This window comes from Thermosulfuriphilus ammonigenes, from assembly GCF_011207455.1.
In the GTDB taxonomy this organism is placed as follows: Bacteria; Desulfobacterota; Thermodesulfobacteria; order Thermodesulfobacteriales; family ST65; genus Thermosulfuriphilus; species Thermosulfuriphilus ammonigenes.
Genome location: NZ_CP048877.1, coordinates 579,446 through 596,861, shown reverse-complemented (window position 1 = coordinate 596,861; position 17,416 = coordinate 579,446). Strand labels below are relative to the sequence as shown.

Here is a 17,416-nt window from a genome sequence, read left to right as displayed (position 1 = left end):
CTCTTTGGGGCATATTATCTAGAATCGGCCGCCACCTAAAGGCGGTGAAATTCTGCCCCCCTGATAAAGGGCCTTACTAGTTGCGCTTCCCTAATAACAAAAAACGTCAACGGGTGACAAATTATTTAACAAAATGTTCCTTTCTGACGACAAAAATTTAAGAGAAGCGCCGGATTTTATAACAGGGAGGCAGATGATGGCCCATCTGCTCATTGTTGATGATGACAGGAGCCTGCGCCAGTTTCTGGATATTCTCTTCAGCAAGGATGGGTATCAGGTCTTCACCGCGGAGACAGGCAAAGAGGCCCTTAAGCTCATGGAGAAGCAGCCTGTAGATGTGGTTTTGGCCGATATCAGGATGCCGGAGATGGATGGCCTCTCTCTCCTTAAGGAGATCAAGGGCCGCTGGCCCCAGATTCCAGTGATCATGATCACGGCCTTTGCCTCTATGGATACGGCCGTTTCGGCCATGAGGGAGGGGGCCTTTGATTATGTGACCAAACCCTTTAACCTTTCTGAACTTCGAGAGACGGTGGCCCGGGCCCTCAAGAAGGCCGAAAAGAGCCGCGAGGGTGAGCCTAAGGGGGAGCAGATAGTTCAGTTTGAAGGCATGGTGGCCAAGAGTGCGGCCATGCGCAAGATCTTCTCCCTTCTGCCTAAGGTAGCCCAGGCCCCGTCTAATGTTCTCATCACTGGAGAGTCAGGCACGGGTAAGGAGCTCATTGCCCGGGCCATTCACCGTTTGAGTCCCCGGAAGGATCGCCCTTTTGTGGTTGTCAACTGCGGTGGCATCCCGGCCAATCTCTTGGAAAGCGAGCTTTTTGGTTACAGCCGAGGGGCCTTTACCGGGGCCACCCGGGAGAAAAAGGGCCTTTTTGCCGTGGCCCATGGTGGAACCATCTTTTTGGATGAGATAGGGGAGCTTCCACCCGAGCTTCAGGTAAAGCTTCTCCGGGTTGTCCAACAGAAAAGTTTTATTCCGTTGGGAGAAACCCAGGAGATCGAGGTTGACGTCCGGATAATTTCGGCCACCAACCGGGATTTAGAAAAGGAGGTTCTGGCCGGAAATTTTCGAGAGGACCTCTACTACCGACTAAACGTTATCAGCATTCACGTTCCGCCACTAAGAGAGAGGCGAGAGGATATCCCGGTTTTGGTCCAATATTTCTTAGACAAGTACGCCCGTCAGATGGGTAAAAAGGTTGAGGGCATTTCAGCTTATGCCCTTAAGGCCTTGGAAGAATACGACTTCCCCGGAAATATTCGAGAGCTGGAAAATATCATTGAGCGTTCGGTGGCCCTGGAGACGGGAAGCCTCATCCTGCCCGAAAGTCTGGTTCTTTCCCGGAGCAAACGTCAGGAGGAAGGGGACAACGGCCAGAAGGATTTTCGTATTACTTTGCCAGAGAAGGGGTTGGATCTCGAGGAACTTCTGGCCAAAATAGAGATGGATCTTCTCAAACAGGCCCTTGAACGCACCGGCGGAGTAAAGACCGAGGCGGCCAAACTACTTGGTCTCAACTTTCGTTCTTTCAGGTATCGCCTGGCCAAATACAACCTCTAAAACACCAATGTTTCGTTTCTCGGTTATCAACGCCCTGAAGCTGGTCATTTTACTGGCAGTTCTGGCCGGGGGAGTTGTCCTTAAGGATCTTTTCCATGAGGCCTTCTTCTGGGTGGTGGGCGCCTCCTTTGCCCTTAGTCTGGCCATTTTGGTGGCCTCCAAGATGGGGGTCTCGGCTCATCGTTTGGCCTGGGCCCTTGTTTTGGGAGACTCCTTTCTCATTACCTTGCTAATAGGGGTTAGCGGTGGGCCTCAAAGCCCCTTTATTGTTCTTTACTCTCTGGTGGTCATTATTGCGGCCGTCCTTCTGGGACGCAGTGGCCTCAACCTGACCATGGGCGTGGTGGCCCTGGGTCTGACCATCATTTATTGGCCTCCCCTTCTTAAAGGAGGCCGGGCGATTAGGTCCGAGGAGGTCTTCTTTTATTTTTTGGATCTGGGGGCCTTTTCTCTGGTAGGTCTTATGACCCTGCGGCTCGTTCGAGATATCACTCTTGTCCAGGCCAAGGTTCATCAGAGAGAGGCGGATATCCGGCGACTGGAGAAGATCCAACATCATGTGTTCCACAGCCTTCAGTCAGGGCTCATTATAACCGATGCCCAGGGAAACCTGACCCTGGTCAACCGGCGGGCCGAAGAGATTCTCGGCCGGCCTCTTTCGACCTTTCAGCAAAGGCCCCTGGCAGAGATCATCCCGGAAATGGCTGCTGTCGAGTGTAGTGAACGTCAAGATTTAACCCTTAAACATCCGCAACGGGGAGAGATCATCCTGGGACTTTCTTGCTTTGATATTACCGATGATTCCGGTCAGGTCTTGGGAAGGGGGATCATCTTTCAAGACATTACAGAGATCAAACGCCGGGAAGGACAGATGCGTCGTATCGAGCGCCTGGCAGCCTTAGGCCATATGGCCGATGGCCTGGTTCATGAAATCAGGAATCCTCTCACCAGTATAAGTGGCGCGGCGCAACTTCTAAAGGAGCAGGAACTGGTCTCTGTGGAAGGTCAACCCTTGCTAGAGATAATCCTCCGGGAGGCAGAGCGTCTGGAGTCTTTGTCGGATGATTTTTTCCTTTTCGCCCGGCCGGAGCGAGGGAAACGTCGGATCTTCCATCCGGCTCAGGTGGCTGAAGAGGTCATCTCCTTGGTGGGACGCCACGGTCGCTTTAAGAAAGTCCCGATAGAGAATCTTATCGCCGAGGATTTTGAGCTGGAACTTGACCCTGACCAGTTCCGTCAGGTGTTACTCAACCTGGTGATGAACGCTGTAGAGGCCTGCAACGGTCATCCAAACGGTAGGGTGACCATATCTCTTGATGAGGGCCGGGAAGGGGCCTGGCTGGAGGTAAGGGATACCGGGGGCGGTATTCCCCCGGAGACTCTGGACCATATCTTTAACCCCTTTTACACCACGCGCCCGGAAGGAACCGGCCTTGGCCTGTCTATTGTCCATCGTCTGGTGGAGTCCTGGGGGGGCGACATCCAGGTAAAAAGCCAGGCCGGTGAGGGCACAGTCTTCCGAATCTTTATTCCCCGGTCCTAAGGGTGGATCTTACTTTTGAGTTCCTCAAAAAGTTTTTTGGCCTCCGGAGAGAGATGGGTTGGAACCCGAATCATGATCTCGGCATATTCATCTCCGCGACCACCTCTGGCCCGCGGGAGGCCCTTACCCTTTAGGCGAAACTTTTGGCCGCACTGAGTGCCCGGGGGGATCTTCATTTTTACCTGACCATCTATAGTGGGAACGACCACCTCGCCCCCTAGGGTGGCGGTAAAGATGTCTACCGGCACTTTGACATAAAGATCATCTCCCCGACGTTCAAAGAGGGGGTCAGGCCTGATGACAAATTGGACATACAGGTCCCCCGGAGGCCCTCCCATTATTCCTGGGGCACCCTTGCCCGGAATGCGTATGGTGTCTCCCTCCTTGACCCCGGGGGGAACTTTGATCTTTATCCGCTCCCGGTGACCAGAGACCCCTGTTCCGCGGCAGGTGGGGCAAGGTTTTGTCCTTATTCGACCACTTCCCCCACAGTGGCTGCAGATCTGGATCACCCTCATTCCCTTCTGACGGATATCCTTCTTGCCCTGTCCCCCACAGGCCGGACAGGATGAGCCAGTATCAGTTGGATCCAGCCCCTGCCCCCCGCAGGTGGGACATGGACCTCGGTAGGGGACCTCGACCTCTATTTCTCGGCCTAAAGCGGCATCCCGCAGGTCAACCTCCACCCGGGCCATGATGTCCTCTCCCCGCCGGGGACGATGACTTCTGGTCTCAAATCCGAAGAGGTCTTCGAACAGATCGGCAAAACCTCCGAGACCACCCTCCTCAAAAAGACCCGAGAAATCATAGGCCGTTTCACCCTCAGGGGTGGTGAAGGTGTGAGCCGAGGCCGCTTGGCGTAGCTGATCGTATTCGGCCCTCTTTTTGGGGTCAGAGAGGACCTCATAGGCCTCATTTATCTCTTTAAAGCGCCTCTCAGCCTCTTTGTCTCCTGGGTTTAGATCCGGATGATATTTTCGGGCCAGACGCCGGTAGGCCTTTTTAATCTCCTCCTGAGTGGCCTCGGGAGAGACGCCTAAAATTTCATAAAGGTCTTTCTTGATCATGGTTTTTTTACCCGGTTTACTAAGTATCTTCTTTGGGCTAACTTTCGGCAAAAGACTATAAGCTTTGTGGCCCGGAAAAACAATGCCGGATTCTCTGGAAAACCTGATCCCTTCCCCGCCTCTGGCCGAAGGAGCCCTGGAGACCGACGAGACTCTTGAGCCCCGGGTCTTTACCGTCTCCGAGCTAACCCGTGTTTTAAAAGATCTTTTAGAAGGGGCCTTCCCCTTTGTGTGGGTGGAAGGAGAGGTCTCCAATCTACGCGTTCCCTCTTCTGGGCATGTCTATTTTTCTCTCAAGGACGAGATGGCTCAGATCCAGGTGGTCCTCTTCCGCCGGGAGGCGGCAAAGGTCCGCTTTCCCCTTAAGGACGGGCTTCGAATTCTCTGTCTGGGAAGACTCAGCCTTTATGAGCCTCGAGGACAATATCAACTTATTGCCACTATTGTTGAGCCCCGGGGGGCCGGGGCCATGATGATGGCCTTTGAGGAGCTTAAAGAGCGTCTGCGCCGTGAAGGTCTCTTTGATCCCTCCCGCAAAAAATCACTACCCCTGGTTCCCTCCAGGGTGGGTTTAATTACCTCCCCTACAGGGGCGGCGGTTCATGATTTCTTGAGGGTTTCGAGGGGGCGCTTTCCGGGGGGGCAAATTATTATTTACCCTACCAGGGTCCAGGGCCAGGAGGCAGCCGGCGAGATCTGTCAGGCCCTGGATTTCTTTAACCTTCATTTGCCGGTAGATGTTATTGTCATCTGTCGAGGCGGTGGGTCCTTAGAGGATCTCTGGGCCTTCAATGACGAGGCCCTGGCCCGGGCTGTAGCCCGGAGCCGGATTCCGGTGGTCTCCGCCGTAGGGCATGAGGTTGATTTTACCATCTGCGATTTTGTGGCCGATCACCGGGCTCCGACCCCTACAGCGGCTGCTCAGATGGTCTTTCCGGATCATGGTGAGCTGAAAGAACGCCTCAGGGCCTTAGAACGACGTCTTCAAGACCTCGTATTAGAAGGGCTCAGGGGGCACCGGCAGACCTTAAAAGTCCTTACTCTAAGGCTCAAAGATCCCCGGCGACGTCTGGTGGAAAAAAGGCTACGCCTTGAGGCGGCCACCTCTGCCCTTGAACGATCTATAGTCAGATATCTGGCCACCAAGAAGGCCAGGCTTAAGGCCTTAGAGCATCGCTTAGAGGCCCTTAGCCCTTATGGTATTCTGTCCAGGGGATACAGCCTGGTAGAGATTCTGCCTCAAGGCCGTCTTCTTACCGAGGCGGATCAGGTGCGTCCGGGAGACCTTCTAAGATTAAAGCTCAAAAAGGGCAGGGTTTTATGTCGCGTTTTGGAATCTCAGTCCTGATAGTTTGCCTCCTTTTATCTGCCGGGGCTAAGGCTATAGAGGCTCCCTCTGCTGTGGCTCCGGGCGAGGCCTTTCTGCTAAGGGTGCCCGGGAGGGCAAAAGAGGCCTGCTTACTTAAGCATTGTTTTCCTCTGGTTTCTCTGGGACCCGAAGCCCGGGGATTTGTGGCCGTTCCCTACGGAGCTTCTCCTGGGCGGGCCGTCTTAGAGGTACATTTTGCCTCTGGGAAGCGGGCAAGGGTGGGGCTGAACATTATCCCCAAGACCTTTCCTGAGGAACACCTTAAGCTCCCCCCAAAGATGGTCACCTTTGATAAAAAGACCCTGGCTCGGATAAAGAGAGAAAGGGCCAGGTTGCTTGAGGCCCTCAAGCCCGTGACCAGGGAGGAACCTTATCTCGGCCCCTTTGTTCGTCCTGTGGAGGGGCGTCTCTCCAGCCCCTTTGGGCTTAGGCGTATCCTTAATGGACAACCCCGAAGCCCTCATATGGGAGTGGATTTTGCCGCCCCTGAAGGCACTCCAGTAGTTGCCTTTGGCGATGGTCAGGTGGTTTTGACGGGAGACTTTTATCTCTCCGGGCGCACTGTGGTCATCAATCATGGTCTAGGTCTTTACAGTATTTATTGCCACCTTAAAGAAATCGTGGTGACCGAAGGGGATAAAGTCCGCCGGGGGCAGCGTATAGGCCTGGTGGGTCGTACCGGCCGGGTAACCGGGCCCCACCTTCACTTTGGTGTCTCACTGACGGGGCTTCGGGTGGATCCCCTAAGCCTCATTACTTTAAGACCATTTTCGGTCAGGAAGGAGACTTCCCATGGAACTGAAGGACTTTGAGGCCGGGCTCCAGAGCCTGGAGAAGATTGTCTCCGAGCTGGAATCAGAGGGCCTTTCCCTGGAGGATTCCCTGAAGAAGTTTGAAGAAGGCATCAGGCTTTCGCGAGCCCTTAATCAGATGCTTGATGAGGCCGAACGAAAGGTAGAGCTGCTTATTGGCCAGCCAGATGGTCAGGTAGAATTTATCCCCTTTCCTGAGGAATCCGGTGAGTAGTTCCGACCTTATTCGCTATCTTTCTTCCCTTAAGGCTTTGGTAGATGAGGCCCTGGATCACTATCTCCCTCGCCCAGAGGGTGGGGCGGCTCCGGTGATTGAGGCCATGCGTTACAGCGTCTTTGCCGGGGGGAAACGCCTTCGTCCCATCCTTCTTCTTACGGCAGCGGCCACAAAAAACGAAGACCTGAAGGTCTATCTGCCAGCGGCCTGTGCTCTGGAGTGTATTCACACCTATTCCCTCATTCACGATGATCTCCCTGCTATGGATGACGATGATCTGCGGCGCGGCCGTCCCACCTGCCACAAGAGGTTCGGAGAGGCCCTGGCCATTTTGGCTGGGGATGCCTTGCTCACCCTGGCCTTTGAGCTCTTGAGTCTTAAAGAGCTGGTAGCCAGGGTTGGGCCCCTGGCGGCCCTGGAGACCATCTCCCTTGTGGCTCAAGCTGCTGGTGTGGCCGGTATGGTGGGGGGACAGACGGCGGATATTCTGGCCGAAGGTCGAGAAATTGCCCCTGAAGAGCTTAAGTTTATTCACTTCCACAAGACGGCGGCCCTCATTCAGGCCTCGGTGGTTGCCGGGGGGGTTCTGGCCGGCTGCAATAGCCGGGAGCTGGGAGCCCTCCGGCTCTATGGGGAGAAGATTGGCCTGGCCTTCCAGATCGTTGACGACATCCTGGACATCACCGGAGATGAGGCCTTGTTGGGTAAACCGGTAGGCTCTGATCTTAGACACGGCAAGCCCACCTATCCCCAGATGTTCGGCCTCCAGGCCGCTAGAGATCAGGCCTATAAGTTGGTCAGCGAGGCAGAGAAGGCCCTCGAGCCTTTGGGAGACAGAGGTGATGTCCTTAAGGCCATTGCCCGGTATATTGTAGAGAGAAAGATGTGAGGTGAGACGAGCATGACCAGGATCCTTGACCGCATCGATAGCCCAAAGGACCTTAAAAGACTTCGTCTCCCAGAGCTTAGAGAATTGGCCCGGGAGATCAGGGAGACCATCATTCAGACGGTCTCCGAAAACGGCGGCCACCTGGCTCCTAACCTGGGGACGGTGGAGCTTACCCTGGCCATTCATTATGTCTTTGATGCCCCCCAGGATCGCATAGTCTGGGATGTTGGCCACCAGGCCTATGCCCACAAGCTGGTTACTGGCCGAAGAGACGTCTTTCACACCTTGCGTACTTATGGAGGAATCTCTGGCTTTCCCAAACGTTCTGAAAGCCCCTATGATGCCCTGGACACCGGCCACTCCTCCACCTCCATTTCGGCCGGTCTGGGTATGGCGGTGGCCATGGAGCTCCAGGGAAAGCCCGGGCGGGTGGTGGTGGTTATCGGAGACGGCTCTATGACCGCGGGCCTTGCCTTCGAGGGCCTTAATAATACTGGCCATATCCGCAAGAATCTCATCGTCATTCTAAACGACAACGAGATGTCTATCTCTCCCAACGTGGGAGCCCTTTCGTCTTTTCTTTCCCGTAAGCTTACCGGGAGGGTGGCCACTCGGGTGAAAAAGGAGCTCGAGGGCTTCTTCCGCAATCTTCCCGGGGGAGACCAGATCGTTCATATCCTCAAAAGGAGCGAGGACACCCTTAAGGGGTTTCTTACTCCGGGAATGCTTTTCGAGGCCCTTAATTTTGAATATGTTGGGCCCCTGCCCGGCCATCGGTTAGATGTGCTCATTCCAACCCTTAAAAACGTCAAGGAACTAGAGGGGCCGGTTCTGGTTCATGTCCTCACCAAGAAAGGCAAAGGATACCCTCCGGCCGAGGAGGAACCCGAACGTTTTCATGGTCTAGGTCCCTTTGATGTGGTCACTGGCCGGCCGCGGCGTAAAGGGCCTCGGCCTCCGGATTACACCCAAGTCTTTGGGCAGACTATGATCCGGCTGGCGGAGGAGGAGCCTCGTCTGGTGGCCATTACTGCGGCCATGCCTACCGGAACAGGGCTTAAGGACTTTGCCCGGCGGTTTCCGGAACGCTTCTTTGATGTGGGCATCTGTGAACAGCATGCGGTTACTTTTGCTGCCGGCCTGGCCATTGAGGGGCTTATCCCTGTCTGCGCTATTTATTCTACCTTTTTGCAGCGCTCCTTTGATCAGATCATTCACGATGTTTGTTTGACCAAACAACACGTAATCTTTGCCCTCGATAGAGGGGGGATTGTGGGGGAAGATGGCCCTACCCATCAGGGGCAGTTCGACCTTTCTTATCTCCGCCTGATCCCCAACATGGTGGTCATGGCCCCCAAGGACGAAAATGAACTTCAGCACATGCTCTACACGGCTATGGTCTACCGAGGTCCCATTGCCCTTCGCTACCCTCGGGGCTCAGGGGTGGGGGTAAGTCTGGATTGGGAGCTTAAGGCCATCCCCATCGGGCGGGCTGAAGTGCTCCGGGAGGGGCAGGATATCCTTGTCTTGGCCATTGGAGCCACCGTTTGGCCGGCCCTTAAGGCGGCCGAGGAGCTTTCCTCTCAGGGGGTCTCGGTTACGGTGGTCAACGCTCGCTTTGCCAAACCCCTTGATGAAGAACTAATTCTGGATCTGGCCCAGGGTCATGATCGTCTGATGACCATTGAAGAAAACAGCCTTATCGGAGGTTTTGGTAGCGCCGTGGCCGAACTCCTTGCCGATCGGAGACTCTCTGTTCCCTTGATGCGCCTTGGGATTCCGGATGTCTTCGTGGAACACGGCTCCCCGGCCATCCTTCGGGATAAACTGGGACTTACAACCCCCAAAATTAAAGATTCCATCCTGAATTTTTTAAGCAGTGAAGGTCCGAGGCTCATTGTCTCGCCAGCGTCTTGACAAACTTCTTGTCCAACGGGGGCTTTTTGAGAGCCGCCAGAAGGCCCAGGCGGCCATTATGGCCGGTCAGGTCTTCGTGGAGGGACAAAGGGTTGATAAGGCCGGCGCCCTGGTTCCTGAAGAGGCTAGAGTAGAGGTCAGAGGGCCGGTTTGTCCTTATGTGAGCCGAGGAGGCCTAAAGCTGGAGGCGGCCATTGAGGCCTTCGGGATTTCGGTTGCAGGGAAAAGGGCCCTTGATGTGGGAGCTTCCACAGGAGGGTTTACCGATTGTCTTCTTAAACGGGGAGCCGCCCGGGTCTATGCCGTGGATGTAGGTTATGGCCAACTTCACTGGCGTCTGCGTCAAGATCCCCGGGTGGTGGTTTTGGAGCGAACAAACGCGCGCTACCTACGCCTTAAAGACCTGGGGGAGTTAGTTGATCTTGCGGTAATCGATGTCTCTTTTATCTCTCTTACCAAGATAATACCGGCGGTCAAAAAGCTGGTTGTCCCAGGAGGGGACATCATCGCCTTGATAAAGCCGCAGTTTGAAGTGGGACGAGGAGAGGTGGGCCGTGGTGGGGTAGTGAAAGACCCCCAAAAGCACCGGAAGGTCATCTCCCGTTTGCAAGACTTTTTTGCCGCCGAGGGGCTGGAGGACAAAGGGCTCATCCCCTCTCCTATATTGGGGCCTAAAGGGAACCGAGAGTTTTTGATCTGGCTCAAGGTACCAGCCTGAAGAAGGAGGTAATCAGGTGGACAGATTGAGGGATAAAACTTAACTTCAAACTTGCAGAAGACGATATTTCATGTTATGAAATTCTTTCTGTCTAAAAACAAAAGACAGGTGGTGATTTTTAACATGCCCAAGAAGGACTCTAACAGAGCCAAGAAAAAGGTCAAGGAGAGACTCCTTGAGGCATCCCAGGGTGGGGCTTTAACCTACGAGGCTCTAAATGAACTTCTTCCTGAGGACATCAAGGATCCTCAGGAGATAGAAGAGATATTTGATTTTCTTTTTCGGAACAATATTCAGGTGGTTGATGCCCCCGAAGAGGGGAATAGTATCTGGCTTCAGAAGGTTGAACAGCCACAAGCCCCGAAGGCCCCCGAGGAAGAGGCCCCTGAGGAGGAGGTCCACGAAACGGAGGAGATCACCAGTGCCTACCTCCGGGAGATGGGGCGTTACCCCTTGCTGACGCCGGAGCGTGAAGAGGAGCTTTCCCGGATTATCCGTGGGGGGTTTCAGTTTATAGTTAAGTCTATAGAAGAGTGCTCCTTAGAGCTTCCAGAGATCGAGGCCCTCAAGAAGCAGATAGCCCTCTGGCGGCATCGAGATCCGGGGCTCAAGCCCAAGAAGAGCCATCTGAACATCATGCTGCGCAGTCTTCGGGAGATAGCCAGGAAGCACCCCCAGGAAAAGGGGCTCTCTGAGCTTCTGGCAGCGGTGGAGGCCCGGGCAGCAGAGATAGAAAAGGCCAAAGATGAGATGATCAAGGCCAACCTCCGTTTGGTGGTCTCCATTGCTAAGCGCTACATGAATCAGGGCCTTTCTTTGGCCGATCTCATTCAGGAAGGCAACCTGGGGCTTATGCGGGCTGTCTTTCGCTTTGATTACAGCAAGGGCAACAAGTTTTCCACCTATGCCAGTTGGTGGATTCGGCAGGCTATTACCCGGGCTATTCTGGATAAGACGCGCACCATTCGTCTTCCGGTCCACTTTTTGGAGCTTCGGAGCCAATTCTTTAAGGCTTGGTATGAGCTGGTCAAGGAGCTTGGCCGAGAGCCAACTCCAGTGGAGATAGCCGAACGCACTGGTCTGCCCCAGGAGAAGATTCTGGCCATTTTGGAGGCCAGCCGGGAGCCGGTCTCTTTAGAGACTCCAGTGGGAGATGAAGATTCAACCCTGGGTGATTTTATCGAAAATCAGACCTCGCCTTCTCCCTATGAGAAAGTCCGAGATAAGGAGCTTACTGAGAAGATCCGAAGCATTCTTTCCACCCTTTCTCCCCGTGAGGAGAAGATTATCAGGCTCCGCTTTGGTATCGGTGAAGATGGCGAATATACCCTCGAGGAGATAGGAAAGCGCTTTGGGGTCTCCCGGGAGAGAATCCGTCAGATAGAAAAGAAGGCCCTCAATCGTCTCCGTCACAACACCCGCCGCGATCACCTGAAACACTTCTTTGAGTAAAATTGGATTCCATCCTCAAGAAGGGGGGCCAAGCCCCCCTTTTTATTTTTCTTCTTGACTTTTGTTTTTAGTTCTTCTATTTAAGAATAAATCTAATTTGAGATTTACTTAAATTTAAGTATTAACAATTATTGCTTAAGATTTTTGAAAAATAAATCTAGGTTTGGAGGTTTAGATGTTTAAAAGAGCGTTTTTTGTTTTAATGTTTTTTCTCTTTTCTCTTTCTTCCCTCTGGGCTGAGCCTCCCCTGGGGCTACCACCGGTTCCTGTTCCTGAGGACAATCCTCTGACTCCGGCTAAGGTGGCGCTGGGCAAGGCCCTTTTTGAAGACAAACGCTTTAGTGCCGACGGGACGGTAAGCTGCGCCACCTGCCATCGACCGGATTTGGCCTTTGTAGATGGCCTCCCTGTGGCGGAAGGGATAAGAGGCCTTAAGGGGACTAGAAATACGCCTACAGTAATAAATGCGGTCTATTACACCAGCCAATTCTGGGACGGTCGTCGGGCCACCCTTGAAGAGCAGGCCAAGGATCCGCTGCTCAACCCCGTGGAGCATGGTCTCACCAGTCATGATCAGGTGGTAGAGATCGTCCGCAAAGATCCCGACTACCAGCGTCGATTTAAGGAGGTCTTTGGGGTTGAGACCTCTTCTATCACTATTGACCATGTGGCCAAGGCCATTGCTGCCTTTGAGCGGACGGTTATTTCTGGTAACTCTCCCTTTGATCGCTATCTTTATGGTGGAGACCAAAACGCCATTTCGGAGGCGGCCAAAAGAGGATTTGAGGTCTTCAAGGGTAAGGGGCGTTGTCAGAGTTGTCACACCATTGGCGAGCGTTATGCCATATTTACCGACAACAAGTTTCACAATCTTGGGGTAGGTTTTGACAAGATAGCTCCCCGCCTCCGGGAGATCGTCAACCGCTATCGGCAGATGAAACAGGCCGGTGGCTCCCTTGACGAGGCTGTTTTGAGCAAGGTGGAGATTTCAGAGCTCGGCCGTTTTGCCGTGACCCTTAACCTTTCTGACCTTGGGGCCTTTAAGACACCAACTTTGCGGAATGTGGCTGTTACCGCCCCATATATGCATGACGGAAGCCTTAAGACCTTAGAGGAAGTAATTGAGCTTTACAATCAGGGTGGGGAGAAAAACCCCTTCCTGGCCAGTGGTATCAGGCCTCTTAACCTTACCGAACAGGAAAAGGCCGATCTGGTGGAGTTCCTAAAAAGCCTCACCAGTCCGGAGTATCAACATCTACTCAAGAAGTAGGAAAATCATAAGAAAGGAGAGGTATAATGAAGAAAAAGAAAGGCCTAAACCGCCGTGCGTTTCTTAAAAAGGCCTCTTTAGTCGCTGCAGCCAGCACCTTGCCCCTTAACCTGGTAGAAGTGGTTTGGGGTAAGGAGGAGGGAGAGAAATTTACCTTCGCCTGTATCTCCGACGCCCACCTGACCCATATCAAAGGGACCAAGTTTGTCCGCAATTTTGATGAGGGGCTGAGCAAGGCTGTGGCCGAGGTCAACTTTATGTGGCCAAGGCCAGATTTTGTCGTCTTTGGTGGTGATCTGGCTCAGCTGGGCAAAAAGGAAGAGATAGACCACGGGCTGGAGATCCTCTCTAAGATTGACGTGCCCATTAAGTTCGTTATCGGCGAACATGACTACTACCTGGATCTTGGGGAGCATTGGCAGGAGAAGGTGAGCAAACTCTACTACAGCTTTGACCACAAAGGTGTTCACTTTGTCGTCCTCAATAGCATTCTTACCTATGAAGACTGGATGAAAAAGTGGCCTTCAGCCGAGGAGAGAATGAATCAGATGGCCCGCCTGGACAATCCCCAGGGCTCTCCCTTTATGGTGGGCGAGGAGCAGCGGAGCTGGTTGAAGAAAGACTTGGCCAGAGTGAACCCAGAGACCCCTATAGTCGTTCTCTCGCACTCTCCCCTCTACAAAATCTTTAAACCCTGGAACTTCTGGACCGATGATGCTGAGGCTGTTCAGGAGATCCTCAGCCCCTTTAAGAAGGTTACGGTTCTTCACGGTCATGTACATCAGGTGCTTTACAACCAGATCGGCAACATCAGCTTCTTGGCCTTTATGTCCACAGCCTGGCCGTGGCCGTATCCTGTCTCCTATACCCAGAAGCCCAACATGGTTCCCAAGATGACGGTCTTTATGAACCGGGCGGATCCCTTTCACGAACGGGACGGCACGGGTTGGTCGTACGTTGATCTAGAAAGTGGTCGGGTGATCCATCACTACCAGCTCTGGGAAAATCAGCCTCGAACGGTTTATTTTGACCAGGAAGTTGGGCACCCCGTTGACTCTAAGTACCAGGATCCCGACAAGAGGATCCCCCCCCAGGAACACTATTAAGGAGGTTAATTATGATCTGGAAAAGATTTGTCTTGGTCTTAGCAGCCATTTTTGCCCTCTCTTCATATATCCAGGCCGATGAGTTTACTAAAGAAGACCTTAAGAAGTGGCAAGAATCTTTTATGAAGGTAGTTGCCGAAGGAGAGCGCCTTTTTCACAGCCCCTTGGGCACCAATAAAGTCTCCTGCGATATGTGCCATCCGAATGGGAGCAATATCCACCCTGAGACTTATCCTAAATTTCAGAAGCAGTTGGGGAAGGTAGCCACCTTAAGGGAGATGATCAACTGGTGTATCGAAAATCCTCTGGAGGGAAAGGGCCTGGCCCTTGATGATCCGCGGATGATAGCCCTTGAGGCCTACATTACCTGGGAAAGAAGGGGCGTCCCTCTGGCTCCAGGTAAGCACTAAATTAAGCCTTAGGAGCTGGTTATTACAACGGGGCTCAAATAGTCGACATTATAAGAATCCGTTCTCATTTTTCGTTTTCGAAAAGTGGGAGCGGATTCTGTTATTTCCTGTCAACTCTCAATCTGCTTTTGCCGGGCCGGATTTTTTTCTCTCTTGGTGGCGGAAGAAAATACGATAGCCAAAGGGGGCCTCTGGCCCCCTTTGGAGGTGAGGAGAGTCAAGAGAGGAGGGCTACCAGCTCATGCTGACCCCAATTCCGCCGTAAAGGTAATCGTGTTGAGATTCCCAGGAGGTAGTCTCGATAACATCTTTGGCGTCAGAGCTTAGGGCGAACCAGTATCCTACCTGGGGGGTGACGGTGATGTATTCACCCACGGGAATGCTTACCGCCACGGAGATGTTGGCTGAATGCCAGGCAGAGTATTCATCGTTAGGATCATCGGGATCGGCATAGGCTCCGGCATCGTCCGAACTCTGATAGATAACCGTGGCCCCAAGATCCAGGCTGGCCTTGTACCAGGGGAGAGGAAAGCTCTTGGCGGCAGAAAGTTCGATCCACCAGCCAGGATAGTGGGAGACCTCCCGATAAACAGTCAGACCGAAGTCAATTCCGGTGAAAGGACAGGTGGCCGAAAGGCCGGCATAGATCTCAAAGGAATCGTCGGCATAGTCAAAGGAGTAGTAGATGGTTCCCACGTCCAAGGATAGGCCGTAGGGAAGCTTGTCATAGGTGTAGCCGACGGTGAAGTCGGTTTCGTTCCAGTTGGCCTCATCGGGGGTGCGGCCTGGCCCTCCAGAGGCGTTTGACTTCTCATTGGTGTCGTAGTTTCCCCAGAAGTTAGCGTAAAAACCTCTATAGCTTAGACCTATAGAAGGCTCAATGACTACGCTGTCTGAGCTGAGAGCATAGCCTCTCCATATATATTGGGAGAGGACATCAACACTGGCCTCACCTGATGGTTTCTCCTGACCCCAGGCCGGAAGAACCGTAGCCAATAAAAGAACCATACCAACCAACCATGCACCTACCCGAAAGCGAACTACTTCCATCCTACACCTCCTCTAGTATTTAGTTTTTAATTGGCCCGTAACCTACAGGTTACGGAATAGTTACACAAGCCAGAAAAGAGAAGGCCTAAACAGCCTCCTTGCCCTTTTCGCCACTTCTTATGCGCATGGCGTCCAGGACGTCATAGACGAAGATCTTGCCGTCGCCGATCTCTCCGGTTCGAGCGGCCTCGGCGATAGTCCGGGTAAGGCTTTCAACCTCTTCTTCCTGACAGACGATCTCCAGCTTGACCTTGGGGAGCAACTCCACCCGGTACTCTCGCCCTCGGAACTGCTCTACCAGGCCGGCCTGACGACCGTGCCCTTCGATTCTGGTGACGGTGACCCCGGGATGGCCGACTTTATCTAAGGCCTCAAGGACGTCATGGAGCTTTTCCGGGCGGATGATAGCCCTGATCTCTTTCATCTTTTGCCTCCTTGTCTATCTTTCTTTTTGGGGTGGGCAGGAGGCCTTAGGCCTTCCTGCCCGAGGGGGGTGCTTATTATGTCTGGCTATTCATGGTGTAGAACTCGGGATAAGCGGGAGTCCCGTGTTCGATAATATCAAGACCCATGAGCTCCTCTTTGGGCTCAACCCGAATGCCCATGAGGCTATCGAGCACCTTGAAGAGCACCAGGCCGCAGCCAAAGGCCCAGAGAATTAAGGCTCCCGCCCCGATTAGCTGGGAGATGAACTGATCAACACCACCACCATAGAGAAGCCCTTTGACGAAGGGAGGCTCTATGGAGTAGTTGCCATAGGTGCCGTCGGCAAAAATTCCTACCGCCAGAAGACCCCAGATACCATTGAAACCATGGACGGGAACCGCCCCTACCGGATCGTCTATCTTAAGACCCTCGAGGAGATAGACACCGGCGACAACAATGAATCCGGCCACTATGCCGATAACCGCTGCCGCCCAGGCCTCAACCCAGGCACAGGGGGCGGTGATGGCCACCAGTCCGGCCAGGGCCCCGTTGAGGGCCATGCCCAGATCAAAACGCCTGGTCTTTAGCAAAATGATGAGCAGGGCTGTAAGGGAGGCCGCTGAGGCCGCCAGGGTGGTGTTTACGGCGATCACCGAGATCCTCAGGTGGTGTGCAGAAAAGGTGGAGCCGGGGTTAAATCCGTACCAGCCAAACCAGAGGATAAAGGTTCCCAGGGCGGCCATGGGCAGGCTGTGACCAGGGATGGCCCGAGGTCTGCCGTTTTTGTCAAACTTTCCGTAGCGAGGGCCGAGAACAATGGCTCCCGCCAGACCAATGAAACCCCCTACGGCGTGGACAACACCGGAGCCGGCAAAGTCGAGGTGCCCCAGACCGTAAGGGAGTTTAGAAAGCCAGCCCCCTCCCCAGACCCAGTGGCCATAAATAGGATAGATAAAGAGGGTGATCACCGCCGAATAGACAAGATAGGCCTGGAACTTGAGTCGCTCGGCCACCGCTCCGGAGACGATGGTCGCCGCGGTGGCGGCAAAGACCATCTGCCAGAAGAAAGTCAGGTAGTTACCAACGTCATAGCCATCTCCACTCAGAAAAAAACCGGAGGTTCCCAAGAGCCCCTTCCAGTCGGTGCCCATCATTATTCCGTAGCCAAGGGCCCAGAAGGCCAGGGAACCGACGACAAAATCCATGACATTTTTGGTAAAGAGGTTGGTGACGTTTTTAGCCCGGCAGAAACCGGCCTCCACACAGGCAAAACCCGCCTGCATGAACATGACCATAAAGCCGCAGATCAGAACCCAGACGTAATCTACCGGGAGCCCGGGGTCGGACTTTAAAGTCTGGGCTCCCGTGGGATCACCGGCCCAGGCCAGCGATCCCGAGAGGGCCAGCGAGCCCCAAACCACCAGAGTCCACAAACGACGCCTCTTCATGATAAACCTCCTCTGCATGATTTCTTGCTTCCTTCATAATCAAGACCTGTGCCACAAACGTGTCCTTTGCAAAAACAGACGTAATATTAGCAGGTTGCGAAAAACAAGCCTGGTGAAAAAACATTCTAGCCCCGGAATATTTCTGGTATGTCAGGAAA

At 53.6% G+C, this 17,416-nt stretch carries 16 protein-coding genes; 12 read left to right on the top strand and 4 right to left on the bottom strand.

The annotated features are described in order from the left end of the window. Positions 1–196: 196 nt before the first annotated feature. The gene (locus G4V39_RS02815; protein ID WP_246169715.1) at positions 197–1,564 is read left to right on the top strand and encodes a sigma-54-dependent transcriptional regulator; all 1,368 of its coding nucleotides are present in this window, start codon (positions 197–199) and stop codon (positions 1,562–1,564) included. Between the two features lie 7 nt (positions 1,565–1,571). Then, positions 1,572–3,107 carry a two-component system sensor histidine kinase NtrB gene (locus G4V39_RS02810; RefSeq protein WP_166031497.1) on the top strand — a complete coding sequence of 512 codons (1,536 nt, stop codon included), beginning with the start codon at positions 1,572–1,574 and terminating at the stop codon, positions 3,105–3,107. Here the strand turns inward: G4V39_RS02810 and dnaJ are convergent. After that, positions 3,104–4,174, bottom strand: a complete 1,071-nt coding sequence (gene dnaJ / locus G4V39_RS02805) for a molecular chaperone DnaJ (protein WP_166031496.1) — start codon at positions 4,172–4,174, stop codon at positions 3,104–3,106. The genes G4V39_RS02810 and dnaJ overlap by 4 nt on opposite strands. A gap of 82 nt (positions 4,175–4,256) precedes the next feature. Between dnaJ and xseA the strand changes: the two genes are divergently transcribed. The 10 genes from xseA (at position 4,257) to G4V39_RS02755 (ending at position 14,334) form a co-directional block, all read left to right on the top strand. Continuing rightward, positions 4,257–5,522, top strand: coding sequence for an exodeoxyribonuclease VII large subunit (gene xseA, locus G4V39_RS02800; protein WP_166031495.1), 1,266 nt, complete (start codon positions 4,257–4,259; stop codon positions 5,520–5,522). Continuing rightward, entirely contained in the window at positions 5,495–6,355 is an 861-nt protein-coding gene (locus G4V39_RS02795) for a M23 family metallopeptidase (protein WP_166031494.1), read from the top strand. The genes xseA and G4V39_RS02795 overlap by 28 nt, the downstream gene beginning before the upstream one ends. Then, a complete protein-coding gene (locus tag G4V39_RS02790; RefSeq protein WP_166031493.1) occupies positions 6,336–6,569 on the top strand; it encodes an exodeoxyribonuclease VII small subunit in 234 nt (77 codons plus the stop codon). Before G4V39_RS02795 ends, G4V39_RS02790 begins: the two co-directional genes overlap by 20 nt. Next, positions 6,562–7,461 (top strand): polyprenyl synthetase family protein, encoded by a 900-nt coding sequence (locus G4V39_RS02785; protein WP_210412167.1) that lies wholly within the window; start codon positions 6,562–6,564, stop codon positions 7,459–7,461. Before G4V39_RS02790 ends, G4V39_RS02785 begins: the two co-directional genes overlap by 8 nt. Positions 7,462–7,473: 12 nt before the next feature. Then, positions 7,474–9,378 carry a 1-deoxy-D-xylulose-5-phosphate synthase gene (gene dxs / locus G4V39_RS02780; protein ID WP_166031492.1) on the top strand — a complete coding sequence of 635 codons (1,905 nt, stop codon included), beginning with the start codon at positions 7,474–7,476 and terminating at the stop codon, positions 9,376–9,378. Beyond that, on the top strand, positions 9,341–10,096 hold the full coding sequence (locus tag G4V39_RS02775; RefSeq protein WP_246169712.1) for a TlyA family RNA methyltransferase: 756 nt from the start codon (positions 9,341–9,343) through the stop codon (positions 10,094–10,096). The genes dxs and G4V39_RS02775 overlap by 38 nt, the downstream gene beginning before the upstream one ends. A 123-nt stretch (positions 10,097–10,219) precedes the next feature. Then, positions 10,220–11,548, top strand: a complete 1,329-nt coding sequence (locus G4V39_RS02770; protein ID WP_166031490.1) for a sigma-70 family RNA polymerase sigma factor — start codon at positions 10,220–10,222, stop codon at positions 11,546–11,548. Between the two features lie 175 nt (positions 11,549–11,723). Then, entirely contained in the window at positions 11,724–12,818 is a 1,095-nt protein-coding gene (locus G4V39_RS02765; RefSeq protein WP_166031489.1) for a cytochrome-c peroxidase, read from the top strand. Positions 12,819–12,844: 26 nt separating this feature from the next. Beyond that, positions 12,845–13,924, top strand: coding sequence for a metallophosphoesterase family protein (locus tag G4V39_RS02760; protein WP_166031488.1), 1,080 nt, complete (start codon positions 12,845–12,847; stop codon positions 13,922–13,924). 11 nt (positions 13,925–13,935) lie between these two features. Next, positions 13,936–14,334, top strand: a complete 399-nt coding sequence (locus G4V39_RS02755; RefSeq protein WP_166031487.1) for a c-type cytochrome — start codon at positions 13,936–13,938, stop codon at positions 14,332–14,334. A gap of 231 nt (positions 14,335–14,565) precedes the next feature. Here the strand turns inward: G4V39_RS02755 and G4V39_RS02750 are convergent, their stop codons facing one another. The 3 genes from G4V39_RS02750 to G4V39_RS02740 all read right to left on the bottom strand — a co-directional run bounded on the left by G4V39_RS02750 (position 14,566) and on the right by G4V39_RS02740 (position 17,258). After that, the gene (locus G4V39_RS02750) at positions 14,566–15,384 is read right to left on the bottom strand and encodes a TorF family putative porin (RefSeq protein ID WP_166031486.1); all 819 of its coding nucleotides are present in this window, start codon (positions 15,382–15,384) and stop codon (positions 14,566–14,568) included. A gap of 85 nt (positions 15,385–15,469) precedes the next feature. Then, a complete protein-coding gene (locus G4V39_RS02745) occupies positions 15,470–15,808 on the bottom strand; it encodes a P-II family nitrogen regulator (RefSeq protein WP_166031485.1) in 339 nt (112 codons plus the stop codon). Between the two features lie 76 nt (positions 15,809–15,884). Beyond that, entirely contained in the window at positions 15,885–17,258 is a 1,374-nt protein-coding gene (locus G4V39_RS02740; protein ID WP_166031484.1) for an ammonium transporter, read from the bottom strand. Positions 17,259–17,416: the final 158 nt, after the last annotated feature.

Bases quoted from the DNA above. Each gene is read 5' to 3' on its own strand.
- G4V39_RS02740 (WP_166031484.1), bottom strand. From the start codon at position 17,258: ATGAAGAGGCGTCGTTTGTGGACTCTGGTGGTTTGGGGCTCGCTGGCC.
- G4V39_RS02815 (WP_246169715.1), top strand. From the start codon at position 197: ATGGCCCATCTGCTCATTGTTGATGATGACAGGAGCCTGCGCCAGTTT.
- dxs (WP_166031492.1), top strand. From the start codon at position 7,474: ATGACCAGGATCCTTGACCGCATCGATAGCCCAAAGGACCTTAAAAGA.
- G4V39_RS02765 (WP_166031489.1), top strand. From the start codon at position 11,724: ATGTTTAAAAGAGCGTTTTTTGTTTTAATGTTTTTTCTCTTTTCTCTT.
- G4V39_RS02770 (WP_166031490.1), top strand. From the start codon at position 10,220: ATGCCCAAGAAGGACTCTAACAGAGCCAAGAAAAAGGTCAAGGAGAGA.
- G4V39_RS02760 (WP_166031488.1), top strand. From the start codon at position 12,845: ATGAAGAAAAAGAAAGGCCTAAACCGCCGTGCGTTTCTTAAAAAGGCC.
- xseA (WP_166031495.1), top strand. From the start codon at position 4,257: ATGCCGGATTCTCTGGAAAACCTGATCCCTTCCCCGCCTCTGGCCGAA.
- G4V39_RS02790 (WP_166031493.1), top strand. From the start codon at position 6,336: ATGGAACTGAAGGACTTTGAGGCCGGGCTCCAGAGCCTGGAGAAGATT.
- G4V39_RS02795 (WP_166031494.1), top strand. From the start codon at position 5,495: ATGTCGCGTTTTGGAATCTCAGTCCTGATAGTTTGCCTCCTTTTATCT.
- dnaJ (WP_166031496.1), bottom strand. From the start codon at position 4,174: ATGATCAAGAAAGACCTTTATGAAATTTTAGGCGTCTCTCCCGAGGCC.
- G4V39_RS02810 (WP_166031497.1), top strand. From the start codon at position 1,572: ATGTTTCGTTTCTCGGTTATCAACGCCCTGAAGCTGGTCATTTTACTG.
- G4V39_RS02745 (WP_166031485.1), bottom strand. From the start codon at position 15,808: ATGAAAGAGATCAGGGCTATCATCCGCCCGGAAAAGCTCCATGACGTC.
- G4V39_RS02755 (WP_166031487.1), top strand. From the start codon at position 13,936: ATGATCTGGAAAAGATTTGTCTTGGTCTTAGCAGCCATTTTTGCCCTC.
- G4V39_RS02750 (WP_166031486.1), bottom strand. From the start codon at position 15,384: ATGGAAGTAGTTCGCTTTCGGGTAGGTGCATGGTTGGTTGGTATGGTT.